The organism is Streptococcus parasanguinis CC87K (assembly GCF_000507765.1).
Classification (GTDB): Bacteria; Bacillota; Bacilli; order Lactobacillales; family Streptococcaceae; genus Streptococcus; species Streptococcus parasanguinis_J.
Genome location: NZ_KI669401.1, coordinates 414,881 through 438,321 on the forward strand (window position 1 = coordinate 414,881; position 23,441 = coordinate 438,321).

The following is a 23,441-nucleotide window of genomic DNA, read 5'->3' on the forward strand; positions in this document are numbered from 1 at the left end:
CTATAGAGGATTATGTTTTGGAATCATTTGTAATATTGTCAAATATTTTGAGTCAGAAGAGGATTGTGTTTTCTTGTGGAATTATTTATAGTAAGGGGGTAGTTACTGGAGTAGAAGTATATATGAATGTATCAGAGTTAGAAAGATTAAATAAATTGTTTAAAATATAGTTTTGAAGCATATTAAAAAATAAGGGAAACTGTCTATGTAGGATGTGTGGAGTTGATAGTATCAATGTTTCCTTGTTTTAGAGCTGTGTTCTTTCGAATGATCCCAAAACAAGAAAAACAAAAAATGATGGTCTAGGAGCTCGATACATTGAACTTCTATTTCTTTAGAAATTCAAATAATAATTTTACAGACTTTTATGCCCCCCCCCACTTTTTCTTTGACTCTCCTTTCTTATTTTTCTAAAATAGTAGGTGTGTGAAGGGAAATTAATATGAAAAAAGGTTTAGTAATTGTGCTTTCTGCTTTGGTCTTGGCTTCGTGTGGTTGTCCTCAGAGGACGGTGACGCCTAAGAGTTCGGATACCAAGCAGACCAGCACTTCAGAAAAGAAACAGTATGGCATGGACTTGAAAGCCATTAAAGCTAAGGACTACTCGAGTATCAAGGGGACTTGGATCGATGGTCGTGGCAATGAGCTGGTCTTTGATGATAGGGGCTTGGTCAGCGAGGATGTTGAGCTTGATACAGCGAGTTTTAAGCAGAAGGACCAGATCGCTGAGATGACGGTTAGTGCCAAGTCGGGTGTTGGAGGCTATGGTCTCTTGCTTCTTCCAAAAGGTCAGAAAGCGGGCAAAGACGATGCTTCTGATAAGTCCAAGGATCGGATCTGGGCTGGTCAGTCACCGGCTTATGGCGATGATGACAATTTCTACTATCGCAAGAAAGAGCAACCGAAAGATCGGGAGCAAGTAGATACAGACGATAGCAGTAGTACGACAAAGACCAGTAAGGCTAAGAAGTGGAATACTCGCTCGGATGGCGAGGTCAAGTCTTCGAAGAAGGCAGACCAGAATGATTATCCAGGCTACACCGCTGCTCAGGTTGAAGCTGCTCGTGTCTGGGCTTATGTGATCAAGAACGTGCCATCAGAGTTAAATATTTCAAATAGTGTAGCTGGAACAAAGATTTATAATGGTGGCTTGGGTGTCGATTATCCAAAAGATGTGCGTCATCTGTTTGGTTCTTATTCAGCAGAAGGAAATATCACTTATGCATCCAACGGTGATGGGACAGTGACGATCTATCCTATACCGAGCCACTGGCAACAGTCTGCAGATGAACTCAATAGTGAAGAGTTTATGACGCAATTTACCCAAGGGATCTTGGACCATGCTGAAACGGTTACATTGCCAGATGGGGATCCAGACATGATTCGCCAGATTCTTGCAGTATTGAAGTAGGAGCTGAATTTGAGAGCTCAGTTTATTGTTTTTTTAAGCTGATCCTGTTACAATGATACTACACGGAAAAGACTGGTCTTCCAGCCTTTTTCATTTCACTTTAGAAAGGTCTTTTATGAAACGCAAATCGATTTTGTTTCTTTATTTACTCTTGCTAGCGATCGGCCTAGCCTATGAGACTCAGTCACTGACGGAAGGTTGGATGTCTGGCAGCCAGTACGGGATTGTGGGACTTTCTACCCTGATCCTTTTGGTCTATGCACTTCCTGCTGTTTGGGCTCTCTTTCATTTTGCTAAGAAGTGGAAGTTGTCTTGGGTACCGGTTCTCTTTTCTTTATTAGGAGGGGGCTTTGTTGCCGGTTGGTTGTCTAGCTTTGCCAATACCTATTTCCATGACATGATTCAAGCGATCGCTCCAAATAGCGACTTTTGGAACCAGTACGAGAGTGCCATCGCTGCGCCTCTCTTTGAGGAACCCTTTAAGTTGATTCCGATCTTCTTTGTCCTCTATTTGTTCAGTGTCCGTCGCATCAAGTCGATCTTCCTCTTGGCTATTGCCTCTGGTCTTGGTTTCCAGATCGTGGAGGACTTTGCCTATATCCGTCAGGATCTGCCGGAAGGTTTCTCTTACACGGTTTCAGGGATTCTCGGTCGTGTGTCTAATGCGCCCATGTCTCACTGGGTCTACACAGGTCTAGTCATGCTGGGGCTCTTCTTGATTGTCCAAGCAAGCAGAGGACGCAAGGATCTACGTCTAGTAGGCTGGGGATATTTAGTAGCTGGGTTTGGACTTCATTTTGTTGGAAATTCACCCTTCTCACAAATCGTGACCGAGTTGCCGATTGCGATTCCAGTCTTGAATGCTACTGGTCTCTTCCTGATCTACCTAGCTTATCAAACTGTCGAGCGATTAGAACAAGGAAAATAAAACAAAAAAGAATGCGTATGTTTGAACACATACGCATTCTTGTTATTTACCAAGACAGAACTGGCTGAAGAGTTGGGTAATGAGCTCATCTGGAGCAGCGTCCCCTGTGATTTCTCCGAGGATTTCCCAGGTGCGGGTGAGGTCGACTTGAAGCAGGTCAACCGGCATACCTAGAGCTAAGCCTTCGTTGACAGCTTGTAGGGCTTCAACAGCTTTCTCGATCAGAGAGATGTGACGGGCATTTGAGAGATAAGTCGCGTCTTGCTCGACCAGACCTGCATTTTCAAAGAAGAGGGCGTTGATCCGGTCTTCGATTTGGTCAATGTTTTGATTTTTAAGGACAGAGATCTTGATGTGATCTGCAGGGATTTGATCCAACTCGATTTGTTGCGGGAGATCGACCTTGTTGAGGAGAATGATGCGGTTGCTATCTTGAGAGATCTCAAGGAGCTGGCGATCTTGATCGGTCAAGGGCTCGCTAGCATTTAGGACCAGGAGGACCAGATCAGCTTCCTTGAGGGCTTTTTTCGAACGTTCGACACCGATTTGCTCGACGATGTCTTCGGTTTCCCGGATCCCAGCCGTATCGACCAACTTGAGGGGAACGCCGTTGATGTTAACGTATTCTTCGATGACGTCCCGGGTGGTCCCTTCGATATCGGTCACGATAGCTTTTTCCTCTCTAAGAAGGTTGTTGAGGAGGCTAGACTTGCCGACGTTTGGTCGACCGATGATGGCCGTAGAGATCCCTTCGCGCAGGATCTTGCCACGGCGAGCTGTCTTCAGCAAATTGGTCAAGAGGGCTTCAAATTCAGTGGTCTTTTCACGGATGATTTCAGTGGTTGCTTCTTCGACATCATCGTACTCAGGATAGTCGATATTGACTTCGACCTGGGCTAGGGTATTGAGGATCTCTTGGCGCGTGTTGTTGATCAGATCAGACAGGGAACCATCGAGTTGTTTCACAGCGATGTTCATAGCCTTATCGGTCTTGGCGCGGATAATGTCCATGACGGCTTCGGCCTGGGTTAAATCGACCCGACCGTTCAGAAAGGCCCGCTTGGTAAACTCACCAGGTTCTGCCAATCGAGCGCCTTCCCGGATGACTAATTGTAGGATTTCGTTGGTCACTGCAATCCCTCCGTGGGTATTGATCTCGATGATGTCTTCACGAGTGAAGGTCTTAGGCGAGCGCATGGCTCCCACCATGACTTCGTCGAGAATCTCGTCCTTATCTGGATCTACGATATGGCCGTAGTTGAGCGTGTGGCTAGCCACGCTGGTCAAATCTTTACCTTTGAAGATTTTTTGCGCAATGGCAAAGCTGTCTGCCCCGCTCAAGCGGACGATCCCGATAGCCCCCTCACCGAGAGGGGTTGAGATGGCAGCAATGGTATCAAATTCTTTAGTAATCATGTTATTTCTCTTTTCCTGTAGATTCATCTCTATTCTATCGTAAAGTCAGCGGACGGGCAAGGTTTTGCTTTTAGAACTAAAAGCTGGAAAGGTTTTCAATTAATTAGTGAAATCTCTTACAGAATATGCTATACTGTAAGAGAATATAAAAGGAGGTCTATGATGGTAAACCTAAAAGAACAGGTAGGAATTAAAGCGGCTGAGTTTGTCAAAGACGGCATGATTGTCGGTCTCGGTACAGGGTCAACTGCTTATTATTTTGTGGCTGAATTGGGTCGTCGCATCAAAGAAGAAGGCTTGGAGATCACAGCTGTCACAACGTCGAGTGTGACCTATGATCAGGCTGAAAGTTTAGGCATTCCGCTCAAGGCTATCGACGATGTTGAAGTGGTCGATGTAACAGTGGATGGCGCAGATGAAGTGGATCCTCAATTGAACGGGATCAAAGGTGGCGGTGGTGCTCTCCTCATGGAAAAGATCGTCGCAACCAATTCAAAAGATTGCATTTGGATCGTGGATGAATCCAAACAAGTCGCAACTCTTGGGGCTTTCAAACTTCCAGTGGAAGTAGTGCAATACGGGGCTGAAAATCTCTTCCGTCACTTTGAGCAAAAAGGTTACCATCCTGCTTTCCGTCTCGCGGATGATCAACGATTCGTCACTGACCAAGGCAACTTCATCATTGACTTGGATCTCAAGGTGATCGAGGATGCAGAAGCTCTAGCCAATGAACTGGATCACACCGTCGGGGTTGTCGAGCACGGTTTATTCTTGAACATGATTTCAAAAGTGATTGTAGGGACACCAGATGGCCCTGTCATCATTGAAAAATAGGTTTCTCTAAAGAGGGGCCGGAACTATCAACGGCTCTCTTCTTATAGGGATATGGTATAATATAGCTAGTTTAATAAAGGAAAGAGGCAGTATATGTCAAAATTTAAACGCATGCACTTAGTTGTGCTGGATTCAGTTGGGATCGGTGCTGCACCAGATGCCAATAACTTTGTCAATGCAGGTGTACCTGATGGCGCATCTGACACACTTGGACACATCTCAAAAGCAGTTGGTTTGAATGTACCAAACATGGCCAAAATCGGTCTTGGAAATATTCCTCGTGAAGTACCATTGAAGACTGTGCCAGCTGAAAGCAACCCAACTGGCTATGCGACAAAATTGCAAGAAGTTTCTCTTGGGAAAGACACCATGACTGGTCACTGGGAAATCATGGGGCTCAACATTACAGAACCTTTTGATACCTTCTGGAATGGTTTCCCTGAAGAAATTTTGACTAAAATTGAAGAATTCTCAGGACGCAAGGTCATCCGTGAAGCTAACAAACCATATTCTGGTACAGCGGTCATCGATGACTTTGGACCACGCCAAATGGAAACTGGTGAGTTGATCATTTATACATCAGCAGACCCTGTTCTTCAAATCGCAGCTCACGAAGACATCATTCCTTTGGATGAACTCTACCGTATCTGTGAATACGCTCGTTCCATCACTTTGGAACGTCCAGCTCTTCTAGGCCGTATCATTGCTCGTCCTTATGTTGGGGAACCTGGAAATTTCACACGTACAGCCAACCGTCGTGACTTGGCTGTTTCACCATTTGCGCCAACTGTTTTGGATAAGTTGAACGAAGCGGGTATCGATACCTATGCGGTTGGTAAGATCAACGATATCTTCAACGGAGCTGGTATCAACCACGATATGGGCCACAACAAATCAAATAGCCACGGTATGGATACCTTGATTAAGACCATGGGACTTCCTGAGTTCCAAGAAGGGTTCTCATTTACCAACTTGGTAGACTTTGATGCTCTTTACGGTCACCGTCGCAATGCTCATGGTTATCGCGATTGCTTGCATGAGTTTGACGAACGCTTGCCAGAAATCATCGCTGCGATGCGTGAAGATGACCTCTTGATGATCACTGCAGACCACGGAAATGACCCAACCTACGCTGGTACAGACCATACGCGTGAATACATCCCATTCTTGGCTTATAGCCCATCCTTCAAGGGCAATGGTGTGATTCCAGTCGGACATTTCTCTGATATCTCTGCAACAATTGCAGAGAACTTTGGTGTTGAAAAAGCCATGATCGGTGAAAGCTTCTTAGACAAATTGAACTAAGATGACACGCTTCGCTCTCCTCGTAAGAGGGATCAATGTTGGCGGGAAAAACAAGGTCATGATGGCAGAGCTTAGAGAGGAGCTCCAAACGATCGGGCTGGATGGGGTAGAGACCTACATCAATAGTGGCAATATCTTCTTTGAATCTGCTGCTTCTAAAGCAGAATTGGTAGATTTGCTGGGACATTTCTTTCGTGAACACTATCCCTTTATCCAGTCTTTTTCTCTCTTTTCAGCTGAGGACTATGCGCGAGATCTCGCTGCTCTACCAGCCTGGTGGCAGGAGGATCTGGCCCGCAAGGATGTTCTTTTTTACACAGAAGGCCTTGATCAGGATGCTGTCTGGGAGCTGGTCTCCTCTTTTTCACTCGGTGATGAAATCATCCATCGTGGGAATCTAGGGATCTACTGGGGCAAATACTCAGAAGAGACCTATACAAAGACAGCTTACCACAGACAAGTCCTCAAGATGCCGGATTACCGTCTGTTGACCATTCGCAATGCCAATACATTTGACAAAATTGGCCAATTTCTAAGGAAATCATAAAGGAAATATGCAATGACATTATTAGCAAAAATCAATGAAACAGCTGCTTTTTTGAAAGGCAAAGGAATGGAAGCACCTGAGTTTGGCTTGATCCTTGGATCAGGTCTTGGAGAACTGGCTGAAGAAATCGAAAATCCAGTCGTAGTAGACTACTCTGAAATTCCAAACTGGGGTCGTTCAACGGTTGTCGGCCATGCCGGTAAATTAGTCTACGGTGAGCTTGCTGGACGCAAGGTTTTGGCCCTTCAAGGACGTTTCCATTTCTACGAAGGAAACCCACTAGAAGTGGTGACTTTCCCAGTTCGTGTCATGAAAGTTTTGGGCTGTGAAGGGGTTCTTGTTACCAACGCTGCCGGTGGTATCGGCTTTGGTCCTGGTACTTTGATGGCCATCACAGACCACATCAATATGACTGGTCAAAATCCATTGATCGGTGAAAACTTGGATGACTTTGGTCCACGTTTCCCAGATATGTCAAAAGCTTATACACCTGAATACCGTGAAATCGCCCACAAAGTAGCAGACAAATTGGGTATCAAGTTGGATGATGGGGTTTATATCGGTGTGACTGGTCCAACTTATGAAACTCCAGCTGAAATCCGTGCGTATAAGACACTTGGCGCAGATGCTGTCGGAATGTCAACCGTTCCTGAAGTCATCATTGCAGCGCATTCTGGCTTGAAGGTTCTTGGTATTTCATGTATTACCAACTTTGCGGCTGGTTTCCAAGAAGAGCTCAACCACGAAGAAGTAGTAGAAGTGACAGAGCGCATCAAAGGCGACTTCAAAGGATTGCTGAAAGCGATTCTTGCTGAACTCTAATCCAATGAAAGTACGACTCCAAAGGCTGCCCTACGGACTGAGGTTGCTTCTAGCCACCTTATTATTAGGGATCGGGACAGGTCTGGTCGGAATTGCCTGCCATTATCTACTAGAAGGGGTGCAAGAGCTGGCTTTTGGCCAAGCTAGTTCCGATTTGCTCCAGCAATTTCAAGAAGCTGGAGGTCTCCGTAGATTTCTGGTTTTGTGTGTGACTGGGTGCTTGGCAGCTGGCTTCTGGTATGTCCTGCAAAAGCGTTATAAGATTCTGTCTATTCGCCAGCAAATTGACTTAGCAGGAGACAGGGAACCAGAGCCCTTAACCCATCTCCTTCATGCAGGGATGCAGGTGGCAATTGTAGGAGCAGGTGCATCGGTCGGAAAAGAAGGAGCCCCACGTGAGGTCGGGGCTCTTCTAGCTGGTCGCTTGGCGAAGGGATTCTCACTAGCTATCAAAGAGCGAAAAGTCTTGATCGTCTGTGGTGCTGGAGCTGGTTTGGCTGCGGTTTATCAGGTCCCCTTTGCCAGTAGCTTGTTCGTCTTTGAGACCTTAGGACTCGCCTACAGTTGGCAGAACTTTCTATTGGTTTTGACCAGTACTTATCTGGCCACCTGGGTCGCTCAGCCCATCGTTGGTCAGGAGGCCGTTTATCACCTGTCCGCAGTCTCATGGTCGGCTAGCAGCTTCTTGCAGGCGTTTCTGATTGCTTTATTGGTTACTCCCTTGGCTCTGGTCTTTGCTTTCCTCGCCAAGCGGGCTAGTCACAAAAGGCGGAAGGATGGGACGATTCTTTGGGCTCTTCCTTTAGTCTTTCTGGTGCTGGGGAGCCTAGTAGCCTTTTTCCCTATCTTTATGGGAAATGGCCAGGTACTAGCGCAAGCCCTCTTGTCTAGTCAGCCGATTCCTTATCTTCCACTGACTCTTGCAGTGAAGGGGCTTATGGTTTACCTCCTCTTGCGCAATGGTGCTTATGGGGGTACCTTGACACCATCATTTGCCCTTGGGATTGGTTCTGGCTACCTAGTGACCTTGCTTTTGACAGTCCTTGGGATTCATCTGGATCCTGCTCTAGGGATGTTACTAGGAGCGACAGTCTTTTTAGGGACGACCCTAGAAGCTCCTCTGACAGCCATTGCCCTGAGCCTTGGATTTACAGGCCAAACTTGGAATTTGACTATTCCGCTTGTACTTGCGGCTGGTCTGTCATACGTGATTCGAAAGAGATGGGAGAAGAAATGATGAAGGTACATTTTGTACTGCATGAAACCTTTGAAGTGCCGGGCGCTTATCTAAAATGGGCGCAGGAGCGTGGCCATCAGGTAACCACGACCAAAGTCTATGAGAATGAAGTCTTACCAGAGACAGTGGATGAGATCGACTTTTTGATCATCATGGGAGGACCTCAATCGCCAGATGAAGATCGGGAAACTTTTCCATACTACGATCCTCAGGCAGAGATTGAGCTGATTCAAAAGGCCATGAAGGCTGATCGTTATATTGTTGGGGTCTGTCTTGGTGCCCAGCTCTTGTCTGTTGCCTATGGAGCGAAGTATGAGCACAGTCCGGAACGTGAGATTGGGGTTTATCCTGTGACCTTGACGCCTGAAGGACTCACAGATCCGCATGTCGGTGATTTTGGAGAAACGTTTGAAACCGGCCACTGGCATGGCGATATGCCAGGATTGACAGAAGATGCTGTTGTTCTTGCAACCAGTCAAGGGTGTCCACGTCAGATGATTCGCTTTAGTCCGAAACACTATGCCTTCCAAGCCCACTTGGAATTTGATCCAGAAGCAGTCGATCTCTTGATTGCTGCTGACGGTGAAAGTGTTTTGGAAGAACAAAGTCAAAAACTGACCTTTGTTCAAAAACCTCAAGCCATTCGTGCTTACGATTATCGAGAAATGAATGCTAAACTCTTTGCGTTTTTGGATTCATTAACAAAATAAATAAAAAAGAAAGGTAGAGCATGTGTTCTGATTTGAACACGAGCGGAAAGCTTTTCAAAACAAAAAATGAAAGGAAGGGCAGTTCGGGTTTGAATTGAACCCGGGCTAGAGGCTGTGTAAAAAAGATAAATCCTCCTAGATGCGAGGCATCTTTGTCGGATTTCCTATTTTTCTTTGCCTCTTTAACGCCCTTGGTATCTTATATTATGTCTATCCATATTGCTGCTAAGCAGGGTGAAATTGCTGATAAAATTCTTCTTCCTGGAGATCCTCTTCGTGCGAAATTTATTGCTGAGAACTTCCTTGAGGATGCTGTATGCTTCAATGAAGTCCGTAACATGTTTGGTTACACAGGTACTTATAAAGGTCACCGTGTATCTGTCATGGGTACTGGAATGGGGATGCCATCCATCTCGATCTATGCGCGTGAGTTGATCGTGGACTACGGTGTGAAGAAATTGATCCGTGTCGGAACTGCTGGTTCTTTGAATGAAGATGTACATGTTCGTGAATTGGTCTTGGCACAAGCAGCTGCAACCAACTCAAACATCATCCGCAACGACTGGCCTCAATACGATTTCCCTCAAATTGCTAGCTTTGATCTTTTAGACAAGGCTTACCACATTGCCAAAGACCTTGGCATGACGACTCACGTCGGCAATGTCTTGTCATCAGATGTTTTCTATTCAAACTATGGTGAAAAGAACATCGAGCTTGGTAAATGGGGTGTCAAAGCTGTAGAAATGGAAGCAGCGGCTCTTTACTATCTTGCTGCCCAACACCATGTCGATGCGCTAGCTATCATGACTATTTCAGACAGTTTGGTCAATCCTGATGAGGACACAACCGCTGAAGAACGTCAAAATACTTTCACAGACATGATGAAAGTTGGTCTTGAGACCTTGATTGCAGACTAATGACAAAATTCTTTCATGATGAATGGCTCTACGATCTCCAAAATTATCACTACAGCCGGGCTCTGCGTTCTATCAAGCAGCAGGAAGATGTACCGGATTTGTTGGTGAGCTTACTGCAGTTAATGGCGGAGCGTCGAGAGCTCAATATCCAACCCGTCATGAATCAAAAGTTGAGAACCGAGTTGCTAGAAGCGACTGGTTTTCAGCTTTTTTGGCATGAAAATCCAGAAAATGAACAGTTGGCCAACTACCTTTATGATCTCGAAGCGAAGTTGAGAAATGAACAGATTATCGACTTTGTTCGTGCCGTTAGCCCAGCCATCTACCGGATTTTTATGCGATTGATTCAGTTGAAAATTCCTGATATTACAAACTATATTCATAACTCCAAAGAGTCCAGTTATGACCGTTGGAAGTTTGAGAGCCTGCATGCGTCCGACAATCCTATCCTGCAGCAATTCCACAGCGAAAGTGTGGTCAATTCGTCCAGTTTGACGGAGTTGATTGTGCAGTTGGATTTGCCAGATAGCGTCAAAGTTGCGGCCCAACAATTGCGGGAGTTAGAAAAATCAGTTCGCAACCCCCTGGCTCACTTGATCAAGCCCTTTGATGAAGAAGAGCTCCATCGGACGACGGGTTTCTCTTCTCAGGATTTTATGAAGAATTTGATTGACCTTGCAAGCTACACAGGAATTCATTATGATCAAGCTAACTTTTATTTTGATCAGGCCAATGCTGTGATGGAAGAGCTACTAAAGGAGAAGTAGATGGATAAGATTGCTCAATTACAGGAGATGATTGACCAGAGTCAACGGATCGTTTTTTTCGGTGGTGCAGGAGTTTCCACGGAGTCAAATATTCCAGATTTTCGAAGCTCAGACGGTGTCTATAGCGTTCAGGTAGGGCGGCATTTGACAGCTGAGCAATTGGTCTCCCATACCATGTTTGAGCGCTATCCAGAGGACTTTTTCGACTTTTACAAGAAATACCTACTCTACCCAGATGCCAAGCCCAATGCTGCCCATCAGTATCTGGCTCGGCTTGAAGAGACCGGTAAGCTCAAGGCAGTGGTGACACAAAATATCGATAGTCTCCATGAAATGGCTGGTTCTAAAAAAGTTTTGAAGCTTCATGGCAGTGCCGACCGCAATTACTGTACGGGTTGCCAGCGATTTTATGATTTGGAGGCCTTTCTAGCTTTGGAAGGCCCGGTTCCACACTGTCTGGACTGCGGCAAGGTTGTCAAACCTGATGTGACCCTCTACGAGGAGCCTCTCGATATGGAGGTCTTTAGCCAAGCAGCCCAAGCCATCCAAGAGGCTGATCTCCTGATTATCGGCGGAACCTCTCTCGTGGTCTACCCAGCAGCTAGCTTGATCCAGTATTTCCAAGGGAAGAAGCTGGTTGTCATCAATAAGACCAGTATCCCACAAGACAAGCAAGCAGACCTAGTTATCGAAGGAAAAATTGGAGAAGTATTTTCTCAATTAAGACCATAAAAAATATCTGAGTGAACATGGATCACTCAGATATTTTTTTACTTATCAAACTTCACTTCCTCAAGCAAGTATTCGATGAATTTTTCTCCCATTTTTGAGAGGGCTGTTTTTTCATGTTTGATGTAGACCAGCTCGATCGGGTCTTCGATATCAAGGGGAATGGAGACGATGTTATTTCCGTTGAGATTGCTGTTGAGGATCCCGGTCGCAATGGTGTAGCCATCTAGACCAATCAAGAGATTAAAGAGGGTCGCCCGGTCACTAACGACGATGGATTTCTTATGATGCTCTTGAGAGAGGATCTCTTCTGAGAAGTAGAAGGAATTGTGGGTTCCTTGGTCATAGCTAAGGTATGGGAAATCTTCCAGATCTGACAAGTGAACGATCTCTTTCTTGGCAAGAGGATTGGTCTTGCTGACAAAGATATGAGGTTGCGCTGTAAAGAGGTGGGTGGCAATCAGGTGATTATCATCCAGCATCTTAGAGAGGACATCGCGGTTGTAGCTATTCAAAAAGAGTACGCCAACCTCGCTGCGGAAGTTCTTGACGTCATCGATGATCTCCCAAGTCCGCGTCTCCCGTAGGAAGAGCTCGTATTTTTCCATGTCGCTTTTCTTCAATAGTGAAACGAAGGCCTCAACCACGAAGGCGTAGTGCTGTGAAGAGACGCTGAAAAGCTCACGAGAGCCCACAGGATTTTTATAGCGCTCGGACAAGAGGTCAATCTGCTCCACCACCTGGCGGGCATAAGAGAGGAACTCCATCCCATCGCGGGTCAAAGTGATCCCTTTGGGATTTCGGATAAAGATTTCAATTCCCATCTCATTTTCCAAGTCCTTGACAGCATTGGAAAGGCTAGGTTGAGTGATGAAGAGTTGTTTTGCGGCCTCATTCATAGAGCCGGTTTCGACGATTTTGATAATGTATTGTAATTGTTGTATTCTCATGCTTTTATTTTAACATAAAAAAGCGCGTTTTTCCCGTAAAATGTGGTCTTTCAAGGACTGTATGAGAATAAGACAGGCTGAGGTAGGTAATAGGAAGTAGGCTAGATCAAATAGTTAAAAAATAGAAGATTGGAAACAAAATCTACATCTGGGGACTGATTTTGATGGAAAAATACAGTTTTGCCTTGCTGAAGGTAAGATCTGATTGATAGAATGGTAAAAAATTGATTGAGGAGATCTTATGAAAAAACTCGTTTCCTGGTATAAGAAAAAGGATAAGGAATTGGAAACCCATTTCACAGCTGGTCTGTTGCAGATCAATTTTGTGACCAATGCTCTGATTCTATTGGTCTTTTACATCTATTTGGTTATTAGTCAGTCGCTCTACGCAATTAAGGATCCATTCATTCAATTTAGTTTTCTTGCTATAGTATCCTTTACGATGGAGGTCTTGCCCTATGGTGTGACCTTAGCCCTTTTTGTTCCCAATATTTTTGTCATTATCTATGGGATCGGTCGGTGGTCTAGCCTCCAGTTCAAAGAAGCTGAAGAAGAAGCTCTCAAAGATCCGGATTTGTTTGAAGATAGGGTGCCAAAGGAAGGAAAAGGGACAAGAGAAGATGACGCATCTCTTATGAAGGAAAAGCAAGAATCACCTAATCCTAAGCCTGTCAAAAAGAAAAAGCAACAGCCTACAATTGTTCTTTGGTTTGGTCTCTTTGGTTGCTTTCTCGAAGCGATTTTCATTTACATCGTCAAGGAGATGACCTTTTACGAATGGAATGAGCCCTTGATCAATTCTCAGAAACATGCCTTGATCTGGTCTGGCGCCTATCCGACCTTCTTTACACTGGCAGCTCTTACTTTACTAGCCTTGATTATCTATTCCTACCGGGATGCGAATTCACTTTCGCCGTTAGCAAATGTCTTCTGTATTAGTGGCATTCTAGGAGGAGTGGTTCTCCTCTTAGTTTTTGATAATCAACTGCAGGTAGCAAGTTTTCACACCTTTTTCTTACTGATCTATTCCATCCATCTCTTATGGGTTCGCATTAAGGAGTGGCAGGAAGATCGAACAGAGATAAGCTATGAGAATCGTCTACTTCAATGGCTCCATCAGCTCTTAAACAAGTCGCGCAACTGGCCATGGCTAGCGGTCCTTATCGCTATTCCAACCCTTGCCCTTGTTGTCCTTGTTCTCATGCTCTTTGGGCAGCAGCCGGATTCCATGATCAAGGCATGGACCAATACAGCTGATTGGGCCTTCTCACAGAAGATCCCTCCTCAGAATCTTATCATTGATGAGCACTATCTCTGTACGGTTGCGGCTGGTGGGCATGAAAAAGTTGTCAAGCCCCAGCGGATGGGCATCCGCCACGGTCATCCAGTCGTTGTCAATCGCCAGCTTTGTATTGCCAATGCCTTTGAACAGGTACTAGAAGAAAAGACGCCGCGATTCCATCGCTTCTTGCGTCGCAATTACGACCGCTATGGCTATCCCTTTGCTAAACACATCAAGAAGAAATGGGCTATGGACCTGATTTACTACCTAATGAAACCCTTGGAATGGCTCTTTTTACTTGTTCTTTATCTAGTTGATCGTAAGCCTGAAAATCGAATTGCCATGCAATACATCAAACCGATCCCAGAAGATTTTGACCCCAAGAAAGCTTCGTAAGCTACCGATTTCTACTTGACAAGCGAGAAGGAGCGCGATATAATGAGACAAATTTAACCTTTAAGAGGTCCAGAGAGGCCTGCAAGGAAAGACGGAATAAAGATCAGCGGACGGAGTCTAGCTGACCATTTGTGGGACCTTGCTTTTGCGAGGTCTTTTTTGCTGAAAGAAAGAAGAGGAAACCAATGGTCAGTGACAGTTGTAAAAAACGCTTTGGCAAAATCATGATGGAGGAGATGGAGCTGGTCGCTCAAGAAGAGATCGCTCCCCGCATCTATTCTATGATCTTGAAGGGGGAAATGGTGGCGCAGATGCTACCAGGTCAATTCCTTCATATCCGAGTCCCTGATGGGGCCAAGCTCCTTCGCCGTCCGATTTCAATTTCTGAGATTGATCCTGAGACACAGACGTGTCGCTTGATCTACCGCATCGAAGGTGGGGGGACAGCTATCTTTTCCCAATTGCCAATCGGTAGCAAACTAAGCGTGATGGGGCCTCAGGGAAATGGCTTTGATCTCACCAATCTCGGCCAAGGTCAGAAAGCCTTGATCATCGGTGGCGGGATCGGTGTTCCTCCTTTGGTCCAAGTGGCCAAACAACTCCATGAGCAAGGGGTAGAAGTTGAAGTGGTTGTCGGATTTGCGACCAAAGAAGCCGTCATTTTGGAAGAAGAGCTTTCTCAGGTGGCTCATGTCACTGTAACGACAGACGATGGATCTTATGGTACCAAGGGCTATGTCTCGTCGGTTATTGATCAGATGGACCAGGAGTTTGACGCTATCTATTCTTGTGGAGCACCTGGCATGCTCAAATATGTCAATACCAAGTTTCATGACCATCCCCGCGCCTACATTTCCATGGAATCCCGTATGGCTTGTGGGATGGGGGCTTGCTACGCCTGTGTGGTGCATCTGGAAAATGAAAGCCAAGCAGCCAATAAGCGCGTGTGTGAAGATGGACCGGTATTTGAAACCGGTACGATTGTGATGTAGGAGGACCTTATGACAGCAAATCGACTAGCGGTATCCTTACCCGGTTTAGACTTGAAAAACCCCATCATTCCGGCATCTGGCTGTTTTGGTTTTGGTCAGGAATATGCTAAATACTATGACTTAGACCTGCTTGGATCCATCATGATCAAGGCGACAACTGCTGAGGCTCGTTTTGGTAATCCAACGCCACGTGTCGCTGAGACGCCTGCAGGCATGCTCAATGCTATTGGGCTCCAAAATCCAGGCGTAGACGTGGTCCTAGCAGAGAAACTTCCTTGGTTGGCCCAACATTATCCAGACCTACCGATTATTGCCAATGTAGCTGGCTTCTCCAACGAAGAGTATGCGACGGTATCAGGCAAGATCTCTCAAGCGCCAAATGTCAAAGCGATTGAACTCAATATTTCTTGTCCAAATGTAGACCATGGGAACAATGGTCTCTTAATCGGGCAGGTTCCTGAGTTGGCCTATGCGGCTGTGAAAGCAGCGGTAGAAGCGTCCTCAGTCCCTGTTTATGTCAAGTTAACGCCTAGTGTGGCAGACATTTCGCAGGTCGCAAAAGCAGCAGAGGATGCAGGGGCGACCGGCTTAACCATGATCAATACCTTAGTTGGGATGCGCTTTGACCTCAAGACTGGTAAGCCCATCATTGCCAATGGAACCGGAGGCATGTCGGGTCCAGCCGTTTTCCCAGTTGCATTAAAACTCATCCGCCAGGTTGCCCAATCCACTAAACTTCCGATTATCGGAATGGGAGGTGTGGATTCAGCCGAAGCAGCCATTGAAATGATGATTGCAGGGGCTTCTGCGATTGGAGTTGGAACCGCTAATTTCACTGATCCTTATGCTTGTCCAAGCATCATCGAAGATCTGCCACAGGTCATGGATCGCTATGGTATTGACACCCTTGAGAACTTCCGAAAACATGTACGGGAAAATCTACTGTAAATCCTTGACTTTTCCTAAATATCGTACTACAATAAATAAAAACCTTTAAAGCAGTCCAGAGAGGCTCCTAAGGTCTAGACGGTGAATCATGGTAGTTGTTCCTACCTAATTTTCGTGTAACCTTGCCTCGGGCAAGGTTTTTTTGTAGACAAAATGATCAATCAAAAAAGGAGTAATCCATGCGTGAAGAACGTCCTATTATCGCCCTTGACTTCCCAGCTTTCGAGGATGTCAAAAATTTTTTAGAGCATTTTCCAGAAGACGAAAAATTATTTGTAAAAATCGGAATGGAATTTTTCTATGCAGTTGGTCCTGAAATTGTACATTACCTCAAAGGGCTTGGACACAGTATTTTCCTTGATTTAAAATTGCATGATATCCCAAATACAGTCAAATCAGCTATGTCCGTACTGGGGACTTTCGGAGTAGATATGGTGACGGTCCACGCAGCCGGTGGTGTGGAGATGATGCGCGAAGCTAAGGCAGCTCTTGGTGAAGGAGCTAAATTGGTAGCCGTGACCCAGTTGACTTCTACCAGTGAAGAAGACATGCGTGATTGCCAAAACATCCAAACAACAGTCCAAGAGTCTGTAGTTAATTATGCTCGCAAGGCCCAAGAAGCAGGCTTGGATGGTGTTGTCTGCTCAGCCCATGAAGTAGCCTTGATCAAAGATGCCACTTCGTCAGACTTTGTCTGTGTCACACCAGGGATTCGTCCTGCTGGAGCTGAAATCGGCGACCAAAAACGGGTCATGACCCCACAAGAGGCTCATAAAATTGGATCTGACTATATTGTCGTTGGACGCCCAATTATCCAAGCAGAAAACCCATGGGACGCTTACCATGAAATTAAGAGACAATGGAATAGTTAAGAACGTCTAAGAAGCTGTGCTTCAAGACGTTCTACGGGAAGCCCGATAGGGCCTTCCCTAAACTATTCACTAGATTATGAGAATAAAAAGTATCGTTTTATTCTCATAATCGTCGGAACACTAATTGCTACTAAAAGTGAAAATTTTGTAGCTCTACGGGAAGTCCTACTGGACCTTCCCTAACGCGTTCACTAACCTGTAAAGTTGTTGTTTAAATCAATGATTGATTTAATTCGTATATGATTAAAATCGTAAAAAGGAGTCGTCATGTCATTAGCTAAAGATATTGCTAGCCATCTTTTGAAAATCGAAGCGGTTTATTTGAAACCAGAAGAACCGTTCACTTGGGCATCTGGGATCAAGTCCCCAATTTATACCGATAACCGTGTAACCCTCGCTTATCCAGAAACTCGTACCTTGATCGAAAATGGATTTGTAGATAAAATCAAGGAAGCTTTCCCTGAAGTGGAAGTGATTGCAGGTACAGCAACTGCTGGGATTCCTCACGGAGCCATTATTGCGGACAAGATGAATTTGCCATTTGCCTACATCCGTAGCAAACCAAAAGACCACGGTGCTGGAAATCAAATTGAAGGCCGTGTACCACAAGGTCAAAAGATGGTCGTAGTGGAAGATTTGATTTCTACTGGTGGATCTGTCTTGGATGCTGTCGCAGCTGCCAAGCGTGAAGGGGCGGACGTTCTTGGTGTGGTTGCCATCTTCACCTACCAATTGGAGAAAGCCGATAAGAAATTTGCGGAAGCTGGCGTTCAACTTGAAACCTTGTCTAACTACACAGAATTGATTCATTTAGCAGAAGAACAAGGTTACATCACTTCTGAAGGTTTAGAGTTGTTACACCGTTTCAAGGAAAACCAAGAAACTTGGCAAGATAAATAATAGGACGGAAGCGTTTCTAACGCTTCTTTTTTATACTCTATTCACTAGTTGGTGATTAACTTGAATCTCAAAGTAAAATCCGGTATGATAGTAGTAATTGTTTTTATGGATGAAGGAAAAACTATTTTTAAGGGAGAATAAGATGACAAAAGAACATTATTTGCAAATGAAGAAGGAATTTAAAATTAGATTTACAATTATTATCGTCCTAGGTATAATTGCTAGTGTATTTTATATTCAGATATTGCTTAGCCACTCTCGTGAAGTGCCCTTTTTTATAACCTGTCTTGGAACTCTCACCTTCATCAATCGGTCATTGATTGCACCTTTCTTTTATGAGAAAAAAGCAGCTGAGAAGGAACATCCAGAATGGAAGAATTTATCAACAAAAGGAGTAGAAATTCCTCAGGAAGAAATTCAAAAACGAAATGGGATATCGATCCTATCTTTCATCATTGTAATTGTTGGATTCTTCATGTTATACCGACCAGCTCCAAAAACGGATGTAGGAACTGAGGTAATAAAAACTAATAGCGAGATCCAGTCTGTACCAGAAAGTTTGACAGAAAAAGAATCTAGCACAGTCTCTAATTTAACCCCGAAAGATGTTCAAACTTTACAAGAATTGAAAGAAGAGATTGAATCCAATGCTCCATCAGATTCAAATTCACTAGATATAAACAAAGCAAAAGATTTTGCAGAAAAAGCGCAGCAACAGAATTGGTTGAAAAGGGGAGAATAAAAATTTTTCAAGGGATTTGAAACCAACTAGTTTATGTGAAAGGGTAAAAAAATCAATGACAGTAACAATATTCTGGCTTAGCTTGGGCATTCTGAGCCTTGTTTTCTTGATCATGCTGCTCATCTTTTACACCTTGTATCGTCGTGAAATAAAAGTGAAAACAGAATCAACCGCAAAAGTTCTGGGAGAAGTAGTTGCTTTTGATTCCAAAAATCAACTGCTTATTTCCCTGCCTGTGGTGGAGTATCAAGTTGGGGGCGAAAGATACCAAAAGACCTTTACCTACGCTTATTTCAGAGAGACTTCTTCTAAGTCAAGACAAACCAATGTTTTCGATAGAACCTATGTTCTTGGAGCCGGCAAAAATCTGGATTTGCGGATGATATTCCCAATCGGGTCTCCTATGACAGTCTTTTATAATCCAGTCGACCCACAGATCGGTTTTGTCGAACGATATGCTGGCTTAGTCGGTTTCTATAAAATCGGAATGATTCTAACGGTTGGAATTTATCTTGTATTATTATGTATTTTAATTCTAGTATTTTAGGTCTGTTAGTTAAGGTTAAGAGTTAAAAATTGCTTCGATAAAATGAGTATGTTTATAAATTACATTTTAGAACAACTTTTCTTTTCACTTTACAGTTGATAGTCAGTCCAAAACAGCAGAAATGCTGTTTTTTTGATATAATGGAGCTATGTTATCGAAAAGTAAACGTATTCTATTTGGGATGCTTCATGTTGTCATGTTGCTAGTGATGGTCCACTGGTTCTTGATCAGTGTGACCTATCTGAGAGAGATTTCATGGCTAGCCATTTTAGGTGCTGGGTTGCTATTTCTGCTAGCCTGGCTGAAACGCGATGGGCTAAAGAGTGCCTTTGCTTGGTTGACTCGGCATAAAAAAGGCTTCTTGCTTGGAGCGGTTGTCTTTCAGTTGATCGTCATGGTCTGTGCGGAGCTCTTTATCCGTCGGGATGCTGCGGTTGTTTTCAAAGGGGCTTTTGATCTTCTTAAGCAATCCTCTATCACCAACTACCTTAGTCGCAATCCCAATAACATTCCGCTCTTTCTTTACGAGAAGTTTTTCTATGTCTTATTTGGCTCTAGCGGTCTGTGGGTCATGCAGGCTCTCAATATCCTCTATGTCAATCTGGGAGCAGTACTCTTATATAAGCTATCTCAGAAGCATTTCAATCAAAAAACGGCTGATCTAGTCTATCTCTTCTATGTGAGCTTGATCTGTTACTCGCCGTATTTCTATTCCATGTATACGGACATTCCGCCACTTCCTTTGATCGCTCTTCAGTTATGGTGGGCCTTGGATCTCTTGAAGAAAGATCAAGCAGTCTCCTGGAAGAAGATTGTTGGCTTGGGAATCTTATCTGGCGTGACCATGTTGATCCGTCCAACGACGATTATTGTCATGATTGCCTTTTGGGCTGTGCTCTTCTTCAGAGGAAATTGGAAGGCCTTTGGCAAGATTGCTACGGTGACGGTCATGACGACGGGCTTTGTCTTTGCAGGATTGAATACAGCGGTCAATCATCAAAGAGTTGTGCCGATCTTGAAACAAGAAGGGCTGGCTAAAGGACCTCTCTCGTTTATCAATCTGGGCTTGACGGATATGGGGCACAACCAAGAAGATATGAAAGAAGGCTTGCTAGCCTATATTGATGAGGATAAGCGCTCGGATTACAACAATGGTCTCTTTAAAAAAGAAAATGTGATCAAAGAAATCAAGCGCCGTCTCAAGGAGTATGGACCGTTCGGTTTGATCGGGCATATCTACTACAAGCAATCCTTGACGGTAGCAGAAGGGACTCTAGGGTGGCTTTACCGAGATGTAGAGTATGAGAAGACGCCTTTTATCAATCCTCTCTATGCACCCCTGACTAAAAATAATGGTCTGGCAAAATGGGTGCGGACCTATTTTCTCAGCATTGATCGCCCGCAGTACAGGTATTATGAATTTGTCAAGCAGCTGATCTGGATCGTCCTATCAGCTGGTTTGGTTGGAGCTTATCTCAAACGTCGAGATACAGATGACTTTAACTTCCTTTCCTTAGCGGTTTTTGGTGGCTTGCTCTTCTTAACCATTTTTGAAGGAGGGAAGACTCGCTACCTCATCCAATTCTTACCGCAAATTTTACTAGTCGCTTCGATCGGTCTAGCAGGATTTACCAAGAAAGAAAATACCTAAAAGCTCTGGCTTGTTTGACAGGCAGAAATTGAGGTTGGATAAAAATGTCCAGCCTCTTTTTTATCCAGTGGATCTGCGCCAAATGTGGTATAATGGAAGGTAAGAATTTATTGGATAGCGGAGAGTTTCCATGCAGCATTCACCCTGGCATGAAGCCATCAAATCCCATCTTCCAGAAGGGTATTTTCACCAGATCAATGACTTTATGAATGAAGTCTATAGCAAAGGAGTGGTTTATCCACCGCGTGACAAGGTCTTTAAGGCCTTGCAGACGACAGAGATGGATCAGGTCAAGGTCTTGATCTTAGGCCAAGATCCCTACCATGGACCGGATCAAGCGCAGGGCTTAAGTTTTTCTGTTCCGGATCATGTACCAGCACCGCCTTCTTTGCAAAATATTCTCAAAGAATTGCGCTCAGATATCGGAGAGAAGCGTTCTCATGATCTGACTTCTTGGGCAGAGCAAGGAGTGCTCTTACTCAATGCCTGTTTGACGGTGCCTGCTGGTCAGGCCAATGGTCATGCAGGACAAATTTGGGAGCCTTTCACAGATGCTGTGATCAAGGTGGTTAATGAGTTGGAGGAGCCTGTTGTCTTTATCCTCTGGGGATCTTATGCCCGTAAGAAAAAGCCTCTGATTACCCACGATCGACATTTGGTCCTTGAATCAGCTCACCCAAGTCCTTTATCGGCCTACCGAGGATTCTTTGGTTCCCAACCCTTTTCAAAAACCAATCAATTTTTGAAAGAGGCGGGACGCGAGCCGATTGATTGGTTAAGATAGGAGAAAGAAATGCCACAATTAGCAACGATTTGTTACATTGACAATGGGAAAGAATTTCTCATGTTGCATCGCAATAAAAAGCCCAATGATGTCCATGAAGGTAAATGGATCGGAGTTGGTGGAAAATTAGAACGCGGGGAAACCCCACAGGAGTGTGCGGCGCGTGAGATTTTTGAGGAGACCGGCCTTAGAGCCAAGCCAGTCTTGAAAGGGATTATTACATTTCCGGAATTTACTCCAGATTTGGACTGGTATACCTATGTCTTCAAGGTAACAGATTTTGAGGGAGAACTGATCGAGTGTAACGAAGGAACCTTGGAGTGGGTGCCTTATGATCAAGTCCTCTCAAAACCAACCTGGGAAGGGGACCACACCTTTGTCGAGTGGTTGTTAGAGGATAAACCCTTCTTTTCAGCAATGTTTCGCTATGATGGGGATCGCTTGCTAGAGACCCATGTCGATTTTTATGAATAAAGGAGAATGCAATGGTTGTCATTAAAAATGGTCGCGTAATGGATCCCAAGACTGGTTTGGATCAAGTCTGTGACCTTCGCATCGAAGGAAAGAAAATTGTAGAGATCGCTGAAAACCTCCCAACGGATGGACAAGAAGTCCTTGATGCTACTGGTTTGGTGGTTGCTCCTGGTTTGATCGATGTACACGTGCATTTCCGTGAACCCGGTCAAACTCATAAAGAAGACATCCATACGGGTGCCTTAGCCGCAGCTGCTGGTGGTTTTACTCGAGTGGTCATGATGGCCAATACCAATCCGACCATTTCAGATATTGCTACCTTAGAAGAAGTCTTAGCTTCTGCAGCCAAGGAAAATCTTCACATTCATACGGTTGCGACGGTGACTAAGAACTTTGACGGTCAACACCTGACAGATTTTGAAGGATTGCTTAAGGCCGGTGCAGTAGGATTTTCAGATGATGGGATTCCCCTTCAAAGCACTAAGGTTGTCCGTGAAGCTTTGGAAGAAGCTAAGCGTCTAGGAACCTTTATTAGTCTGCACGAAGAAGACCCTGAGTTGAATGGCATTCTTGGTTTGAATGAGAACATTGCTAAGGAACACTTCCATGTCTGTGGTGCGACAGGTGTAGCCGAATATTCAATGGCTGCGCGTGATGCCATGATTGCCCATGCGACAGGTGCTCACCTCCATATCCAACACCTTTCCAAGGAAGAAAGCGTCAAAGTGGTGGAATTTGCCCAAGGATTAGGAGCTCATGTAACGGCAGAAGTGGCACCTCAACACTTTTCGAAAACAGAAAGTCTGCTCTTGACTAAAGGAAGCAATGCTAAGATGAATCCACCTCTTCGCTTGGAATCTGACCGTCTAGCAGTGATTGAAGGCTTGAAATCAGGCGTTATCTCTGTGATTGCGACTGACCACGCGCCTCACCATGCGGATGAGAAGAATGTTCCTGATATTACCAAAGCACCATCTGGAATGACTGGGCTTGAAACTTCGCTTTCTCTTGGTTTGACCTACTTGGTGCATGCAGGCCATTTAAGCCTGATGCAATTGCTTGAAAAGATGTCCTATAATCCAGCCCGTCTCTATGATTTTGATGCCGGCTATATCGCAGTGGGTGGACCGGCAGATTTGACCATCTTTGATCCAGAAGCAGATCGTCTGGTATCGGATCATTTCGCTTCAAAAGCAGGCAATTCACCATTTGTGGGTGAAACATTAAAAGGGAAAGTTGCTTATACAATCTGTGATGGACAAGTGATTTTTCAAGGATAA

The 23,441-nt window shown here is 44.7% G+C and carries 24 protein-coding genes; 22 read left to right on the plus strand and 2 right to left on the minus strand.

The window, feature by feature from the left end; genetic code table 11:
- Positions 1-442: 442 nt before the first annotated feature.
- Both HMPREF1195_RS02075 and HMPREF1195_RS02080 read left to right on the plus strand, forming a co-directional pair.
- Positions 443-1,411 carry a DUF6287 domain-containing protein gene (locus tag HMPREF1195_RS02075; protein WP_023917955.1) on the plus strand — a complete coding sequence of 323 codons (969 nt, stop codon included), beginning with the start codon at positions 443-445 and terminating at the stop codon, positions 1,409-1,411.
- Positions 1,412-1,526: 115 nt separating this feature from the next.
- On the plus strand, positions 1,527-2,339 hold the full coding sequence (locus HMPREF1195_RS02080) for a PrsW family glutamic-type intramembrane protease (RefSeq protein ID WP_023917957.1): 813 nt from the start codon (positions 1,527-1,529) through the stop codon (positions 2,337-2,339).
- A 42-nt stretch (positions 2,340-2,381) separates the two neighbouring features.
- Here the strand turns inward: HMPREF1195_RS02080 and mnmE are convergent, their stop codons facing one another.
- The gene (gene mnmE / locus HMPREF1195_RS02085) at positions 2,382-3,755 is read right to left on the minus strand and encodes a tRNA uridine-5-carboxymethylaminomethyl(34) synthesis GTPase MnmE (protein ID WP_023917958.1); all 1,374 of its coding nucleotides are present in this window, start codon (positions 3,753-3,755) and stop codon (positions 2,382-2,384) included.
- A 162-nt stretch (positions 3,756-3,917) separates the two neighbouring features.
- Between mnmE and rpiA the strand changes: the two genes are divergently transcribed.
- The 9 genes from rpiA to HMPREF1195_RS02130 all read left to right on the plus strand — a co-directional run bounded on the left by rpiA (position 3,918) and on the right by HMPREF1195_RS02130 (position 11,626).
- Positions 3,918-4,589 carry a ribose-5-phosphate isomerase RpiA gene (rpiA, locus tag HMPREF1195_RS02090; protein WP_023917960.1) on the plus strand — a complete coding sequence of 224 codons (672 nt, stop codon included), beginning with the start codon at positions 3,918-3,920 and terminating at the stop codon, positions 4,587-4,589.
- Between the two features lie 93 nt (positions 4,590-4,682).
- Positions 4,683-5,894 (plus strand): phosphopentomutase, encoded by a 1,212-nt coding sequence (locus HMPREF1195_RS02095; RefSeq protein WP_023917962.1) that lies wholly within the window; start codon positions 4,683-4,685, stop codon positions 5,892-5,894.
- 1 nt (position 5,895) lies between these two features.
- Entirely contained in the window at positions 5,896-6,441 is a 546-nt protein-coding gene (locus HMPREF1195_RS02100; protein ID WP_023917963.1) for a DUF1697 domain-containing protein, read from the plus strand.
- 12 nt (positions 6,442-6,453) lie between these two features.
- Positions 6,454-7,263: a purine-nucleoside phosphorylase gene (locus HMPREF1195_RS02105; RefSeq protein WP_023917965.1), complete on the plus strand. Its 810-nt coding sequence runs from the start codon at positions 6,454-6,456 to the stop codon at positions 7,261-7,263.
- A 4-nt stretch (positions 7,264-7,267) separates the two neighbouring features.
- On the plus strand, positions 7,268-8,500 hold the full coding sequence (locus HMPREF1195_RS02110) for a chloride channel protein (protein WP_023917967.1): 1,233 nt from the start codon (positions 7,268-7,270) through the stop codon (positions 8,498-8,500).
- Positions 8,497-9,210 (plus strand): type 1 glutamine amidotransferase, encoded by a 714-nt coding sequence (locus tag HMPREF1195_RS02115; protein ID WP_023917969.1) that lies wholly within the window; start codon positions 8,497-8,499, stop codon positions 9,208-9,210. Before HMPREF1195_RS02110 ends, HMPREF1195_RS02115 begins: the two co-directional genes overlap by 4 nt.
- A gap of 206 nt (positions 9,211-9,416) precedes the next feature.
- Positions 9,417-10,127, plus strand: coding sequence for a purine-nucleoside phosphorylase (gene deoD / locus HMPREF1195_RS02120; protein ID WP_003007097.1), 711 nt, complete (start codon positions 9,417-9,419; stop codon positions 10,125-10,127).
- On the plus strand, positions 10,127-10,894 hold the full coding sequence (locus HMPREF1195_RS02125) for a hypothetical protein (RefSeq protein WP_023917973.1): 768 nt from the start codon (positions 10,127-10,129) through the stop codon (positions 10,892-10,894). The genes deoD and HMPREF1195_RS02125 overlap by 1 nt, the downstream gene beginning before the upstream one ends.
- Entirely contained in the window at positions 10,895-11,626 is a 732-nt protein-coding gene (locus HMPREF1195_RS02130) for an NAD-dependent protein deacylase (protein ID WP_023917976.1), read from the plus strand.
- Between the two features lie 38 nt (positions 11,627-11,664).
- Here the strand turns inward: HMPREF1195_RS02130 and HMPREF1195_RS02135 are convergent, their stop codons facing one another.
- Positions 11,665-12,573: a LysR family transcriptional regulator gene (locus tag HMPREF1195_RS02135; protein WP_003003594.1), complete on the minus strand. Its 909-nt coding sequence runs from the start codon at positions 12,571-12,573 to the stop codon at positions 11,665-11,667.
- Between the two features lie 241 nt (positions 12,574-12,814).
- Here HMPREF1195_RS02135 and HMPREF1195_RS02140 point away from each other — a divergent pair, with 241 nt between their 5' ends.
- From HMPREF1195_RS02140 to HMPREF1195_RS02190, 11 genes are all read left to right on the plus strand, one after another.
- The gene (locus HMPREF1195_RS02140; RefSeq protein WP_023917978.1) at positions 12,815-14,251 is read left to right on the plus strand and encodes a DUF6688 domain-containing protein; all 1,437 of its coding nucleotides are present in this window, start codon (positions 12,815-12,817) and stop codon (positions 14,249-14,251) included.
- Between the two features lie 185 nt (positions 14,252-14,436).
- A complete protein-coding gene (locus HMPREF1195_RS02145) occupies positions 14,437-15,243 on the plus strand; it encodes a dihydroorotate dehydrogenase electron transfer subunit (RefSeq protein WP_023917979.1) in 807 nt (268 codons plus the stop codon).
- Positions 15,244-15,252: 9 nt separating this feature from the next.
- Entirely contained in the window at positions 15,253-16,191 is a 939-nt protein-coding gene (locus HMPREF1195_RS02150) for a dihydroorotate dehydrogenase (RefSeq protein WP_023917981.1), read from the plus strand.
- Positions 16,192-16,370: 179 nt separating this feature from the next.
- The gene (gene pyrF / locus HMPREF1195_RS02155) at positions 16,371-17,063 is read left to right on the plus strand and encodes an orotidine-5'-phosphate decarboxylase (RefSeq protein WP_013903499.1); all 693 of its coding nucleotides are present in this window, start codon (positions 16,371-16,373) and stop codon (positions 17,061-17,063) included.
- 267 nt (positions 17,064-17,330) lie between these two features.
- Entirely contained in the window at positions 17,331-17,963 is a 633-nt protein-coding gene (gene pyrE / locus HMPREF1195_RS02160) for an orotate phosphoribosyltransferase (RefSeq protein WP_023917983.1), read from the plus strand.
- A gap of 142 nt (positions 17,964-18,105) precedes the next feature.
- Positions 18,106-18,705 carry a hypothetical protein gene (locus tag HMPREF1195_RS02165; protein ID WP_023917985.1) on the plus strand — a complete coding sequence of 200 codons (600 nt, stop codon included), beginning with the start codon at positions 18,106-18,108 and terminating at the stop codon, positions 18,703-18,705.
- A gap of 55 nt (positions 18,706-18,760) precedes the next feature.
- Positions 18,761-19,252, plus strand: coding sequence for a DUF3592 domain-containing protein (locus tag HMPREF1195_RS02170; RefSeq protein WP_023917987.1), 492 nt, complete (start codon positions 18,761-18,763; stop codon positions 19,250-19,252).
- 148 nt (positions 19,253-19,400) lie between these two features.
- Positions 19,401-20,903 (plus strand): glycosyltransferase family 39 protein, encoded by a 1,503-nt coding sequence (locus HMPREF1195_RS02175; protein ID WP_023917988.1) that lies wholly within the window; start codon positions 19,401-19,403, stop codon positions 20,901-20,903.
- A gap of 130 nt (positions 20,904-21,033) precedes the next feature.
- Positions 21,034-21,687 carry a uracil-DNA glycosylase gene (locus HMPREF1195_RS02180; RefSeq protein ID WP_023917989.1) on the plus strand — a complete coding sequence of 218 codons (654 nt, stop codon included), beginning with the start codon at positions 21,034-21,036 and terminating at the stop codon, positions 21,685-21,687.
- Positions 21,688-21,696: 9 nt separating this feature from the next.
- Positions 21,697-22,161 (plus strand): NUDIX hydrolase, encoded by a 465-nt coding sequence (locus tag HMPREF1195_RS02185; protein WP_023917990.1) that lies wholly within the window; start codon positions 21,697-21,699, stop codon positions 22,159-22,161.
- An 11-nt stretch (positions 22,162-22,172) separates the two neighbouring features.
- Positions 22,173-23,441: a dihydroorotase gene (locus HMPREF1195_RS02190; RefSeq protein ID WP_023917991.1), complete on the plus strand. Its 1,269-nt coding sequence runs from the start codon at positions 22,173-22,175 to the stop codon at positions 23,439-23,441.

Coding starts and splice junctions, on each gene's coding strand:
- HMPREF1195_RS02075 (WP_023917955.1), top strand. CDS start 443: ATGAAAAAAGGTTTAGTAATTGTGCTTTCTGCTTTGGTCTTGGCTTCG.
- HMPREF1195_RS02080 (WP_023917957.1), top strand. CDS start 1,527: ATGAAACGCAAATCGATTTTGTTTCTTTATTTACTCTTGCTAGCGATC.
- mnmE (WP_023917958.1), bottom strand. CDS start 3,755: ATGATTACTAAAGAATTTGATACCATTGCTGCCATCTCAACCCCTCTC.
- rpiA (WP_023917960.1), top strand. CDS start 3,918: ATGGTAAACCTAAAAGAACAGGTAGGAATTAAAGCGGCTGAGTTTGTC.
- HMPREF1195_RS02095 (WP_023917962.1), top strand. CDS start 4,683: ATGTCAAAATTTAAACGCATGCACTTAGTTGTGCTGGATTCAGTTGGG.
- HMPREF1195_RS02100 (WP_023917963.1), top strand. CDS start 5,896: ATGACACGCTTCGCTCTCCTCGTAAGAGGGATCAATGTTGGCGGGAAA.
- HMPREF1195_RS02105 (WP_023917965.1), top strand. CDS start 6,454: ATGACATTATTAGCAAAAATCAATGAAACAGCTGCTTTTTTGAAAGGC.
- HMPREF1195_RS02110 (WP_023917967.1), top strand. CDS start 7,268: ATGAAAGTACGACTCCAAAGGCTGCCCTACGGACTGAGGTTGCTTCTA.
- HMPREF1195_RS02115 (WP_023917969.1), top strand. CDS start 8,497: ATGATGAAGGTACATTTTGTACTGCATGAAACCTTTGAAGTGCCGGGC.
- deoD (WP_003007097.1), top strand. CDS start 9,417: ATGTCTATCCATATTGCTGCTAAGCAGGGTGAAATTGCTGATAAAATT.
- HMPREF1195_RS02125 (WP_023917973.1), top strand. CDS start 10,127: ATGACAAAATTCTTTCATGATGAATGGCTCTACGATCTCCAAAATTAT.
- HMPREF1195_RS02130 (WP_023917976.1), top strand. CDS start 10,895: ATGGATAAGATTGCTCAATTACAGGAGATGATTGACCAGAGTCAACGG.
- HMPREF1195_RS02135 (WP_003003594.1), bottom strand. CDS start 12,573: ATGAGAATACAACAATTACAATACATTATCAAAATCGTCGAAACCGGC.
- HMPREF1195_RS02140 (WP_023917978.1), top strand. CDS start 12,815: ATGAAAAAACTCGTTTCCTGGTATAAGAAAAAGGATAAGGAATTGGAA.
- HMPREF1195_RS02145 (WP_023917979.1), top strand. CDS start 14,437: ATGGTCAGTGACAGTTGTAAAAAACGCTTTGGCAAAATCATGATGGAG.
- HMPREF1195_RS02150 (WP_023917981.1), top strand. CDS start 15,253: ATGACAGCAAATCGACTAGCGGTATCCTTACCCGGTTTAGACTTGAAA.
- pyrF (WP_013903499.1), top strand. CDS start 16,371: ATGCGTGAAGAACGTCCTATTATCGCCCTTGACTTCCCAGCTTTCGAG.
- pyrE (WP_023917983.1), top strand. CDS start 17,331: ATGTCATTAGCTAAAGATATTGCTAGCCATCTTTTGAAAATCGAAGCG.
- HMPREF1195_RS02165 (WP_023917985.1), top strand. CDS start 18,106: ATGACAAAAGAACATTATTTGCAAATGAAGAAGGAATTTAAAATTAGA.
- HMPREF1195_RS02170 (WP_023917987.1), top strand. CDS start 18,761: ATGACAGTAACAATATTCTGGCTTAGCTTGGGCATTCTGAGCCTTGTT.
- HMPREF1195_RS02175 (WP_023917988.1), top strand. CDS start 19,401: ATGTTATCGAAAAGTAAACGTATTCTATTTGGGATGCTTCATGTTGTC.
- HMPREF1195_RS02180 (WP_023917989.1), top strand. CDS start 21,034: ATGCAGCATTCACCCTGGCATGAAGCCATCAAATCCCATCTTCCAGAA.
- HMPREF1195_RS02185 (WP_023917990.1), top strand. CDS start 21,697: ATGCCACAATTAGCAACGATTTGTTACATTGACAATGGGAAAGAATTT.
- HMPREF1195_RS02190 (WP_023917991.1), top strand. CDS start 22,173: ATGGTTGTCATTAAAAATGGTCGCGTAATGGATCCCAAGACTGGTTTG.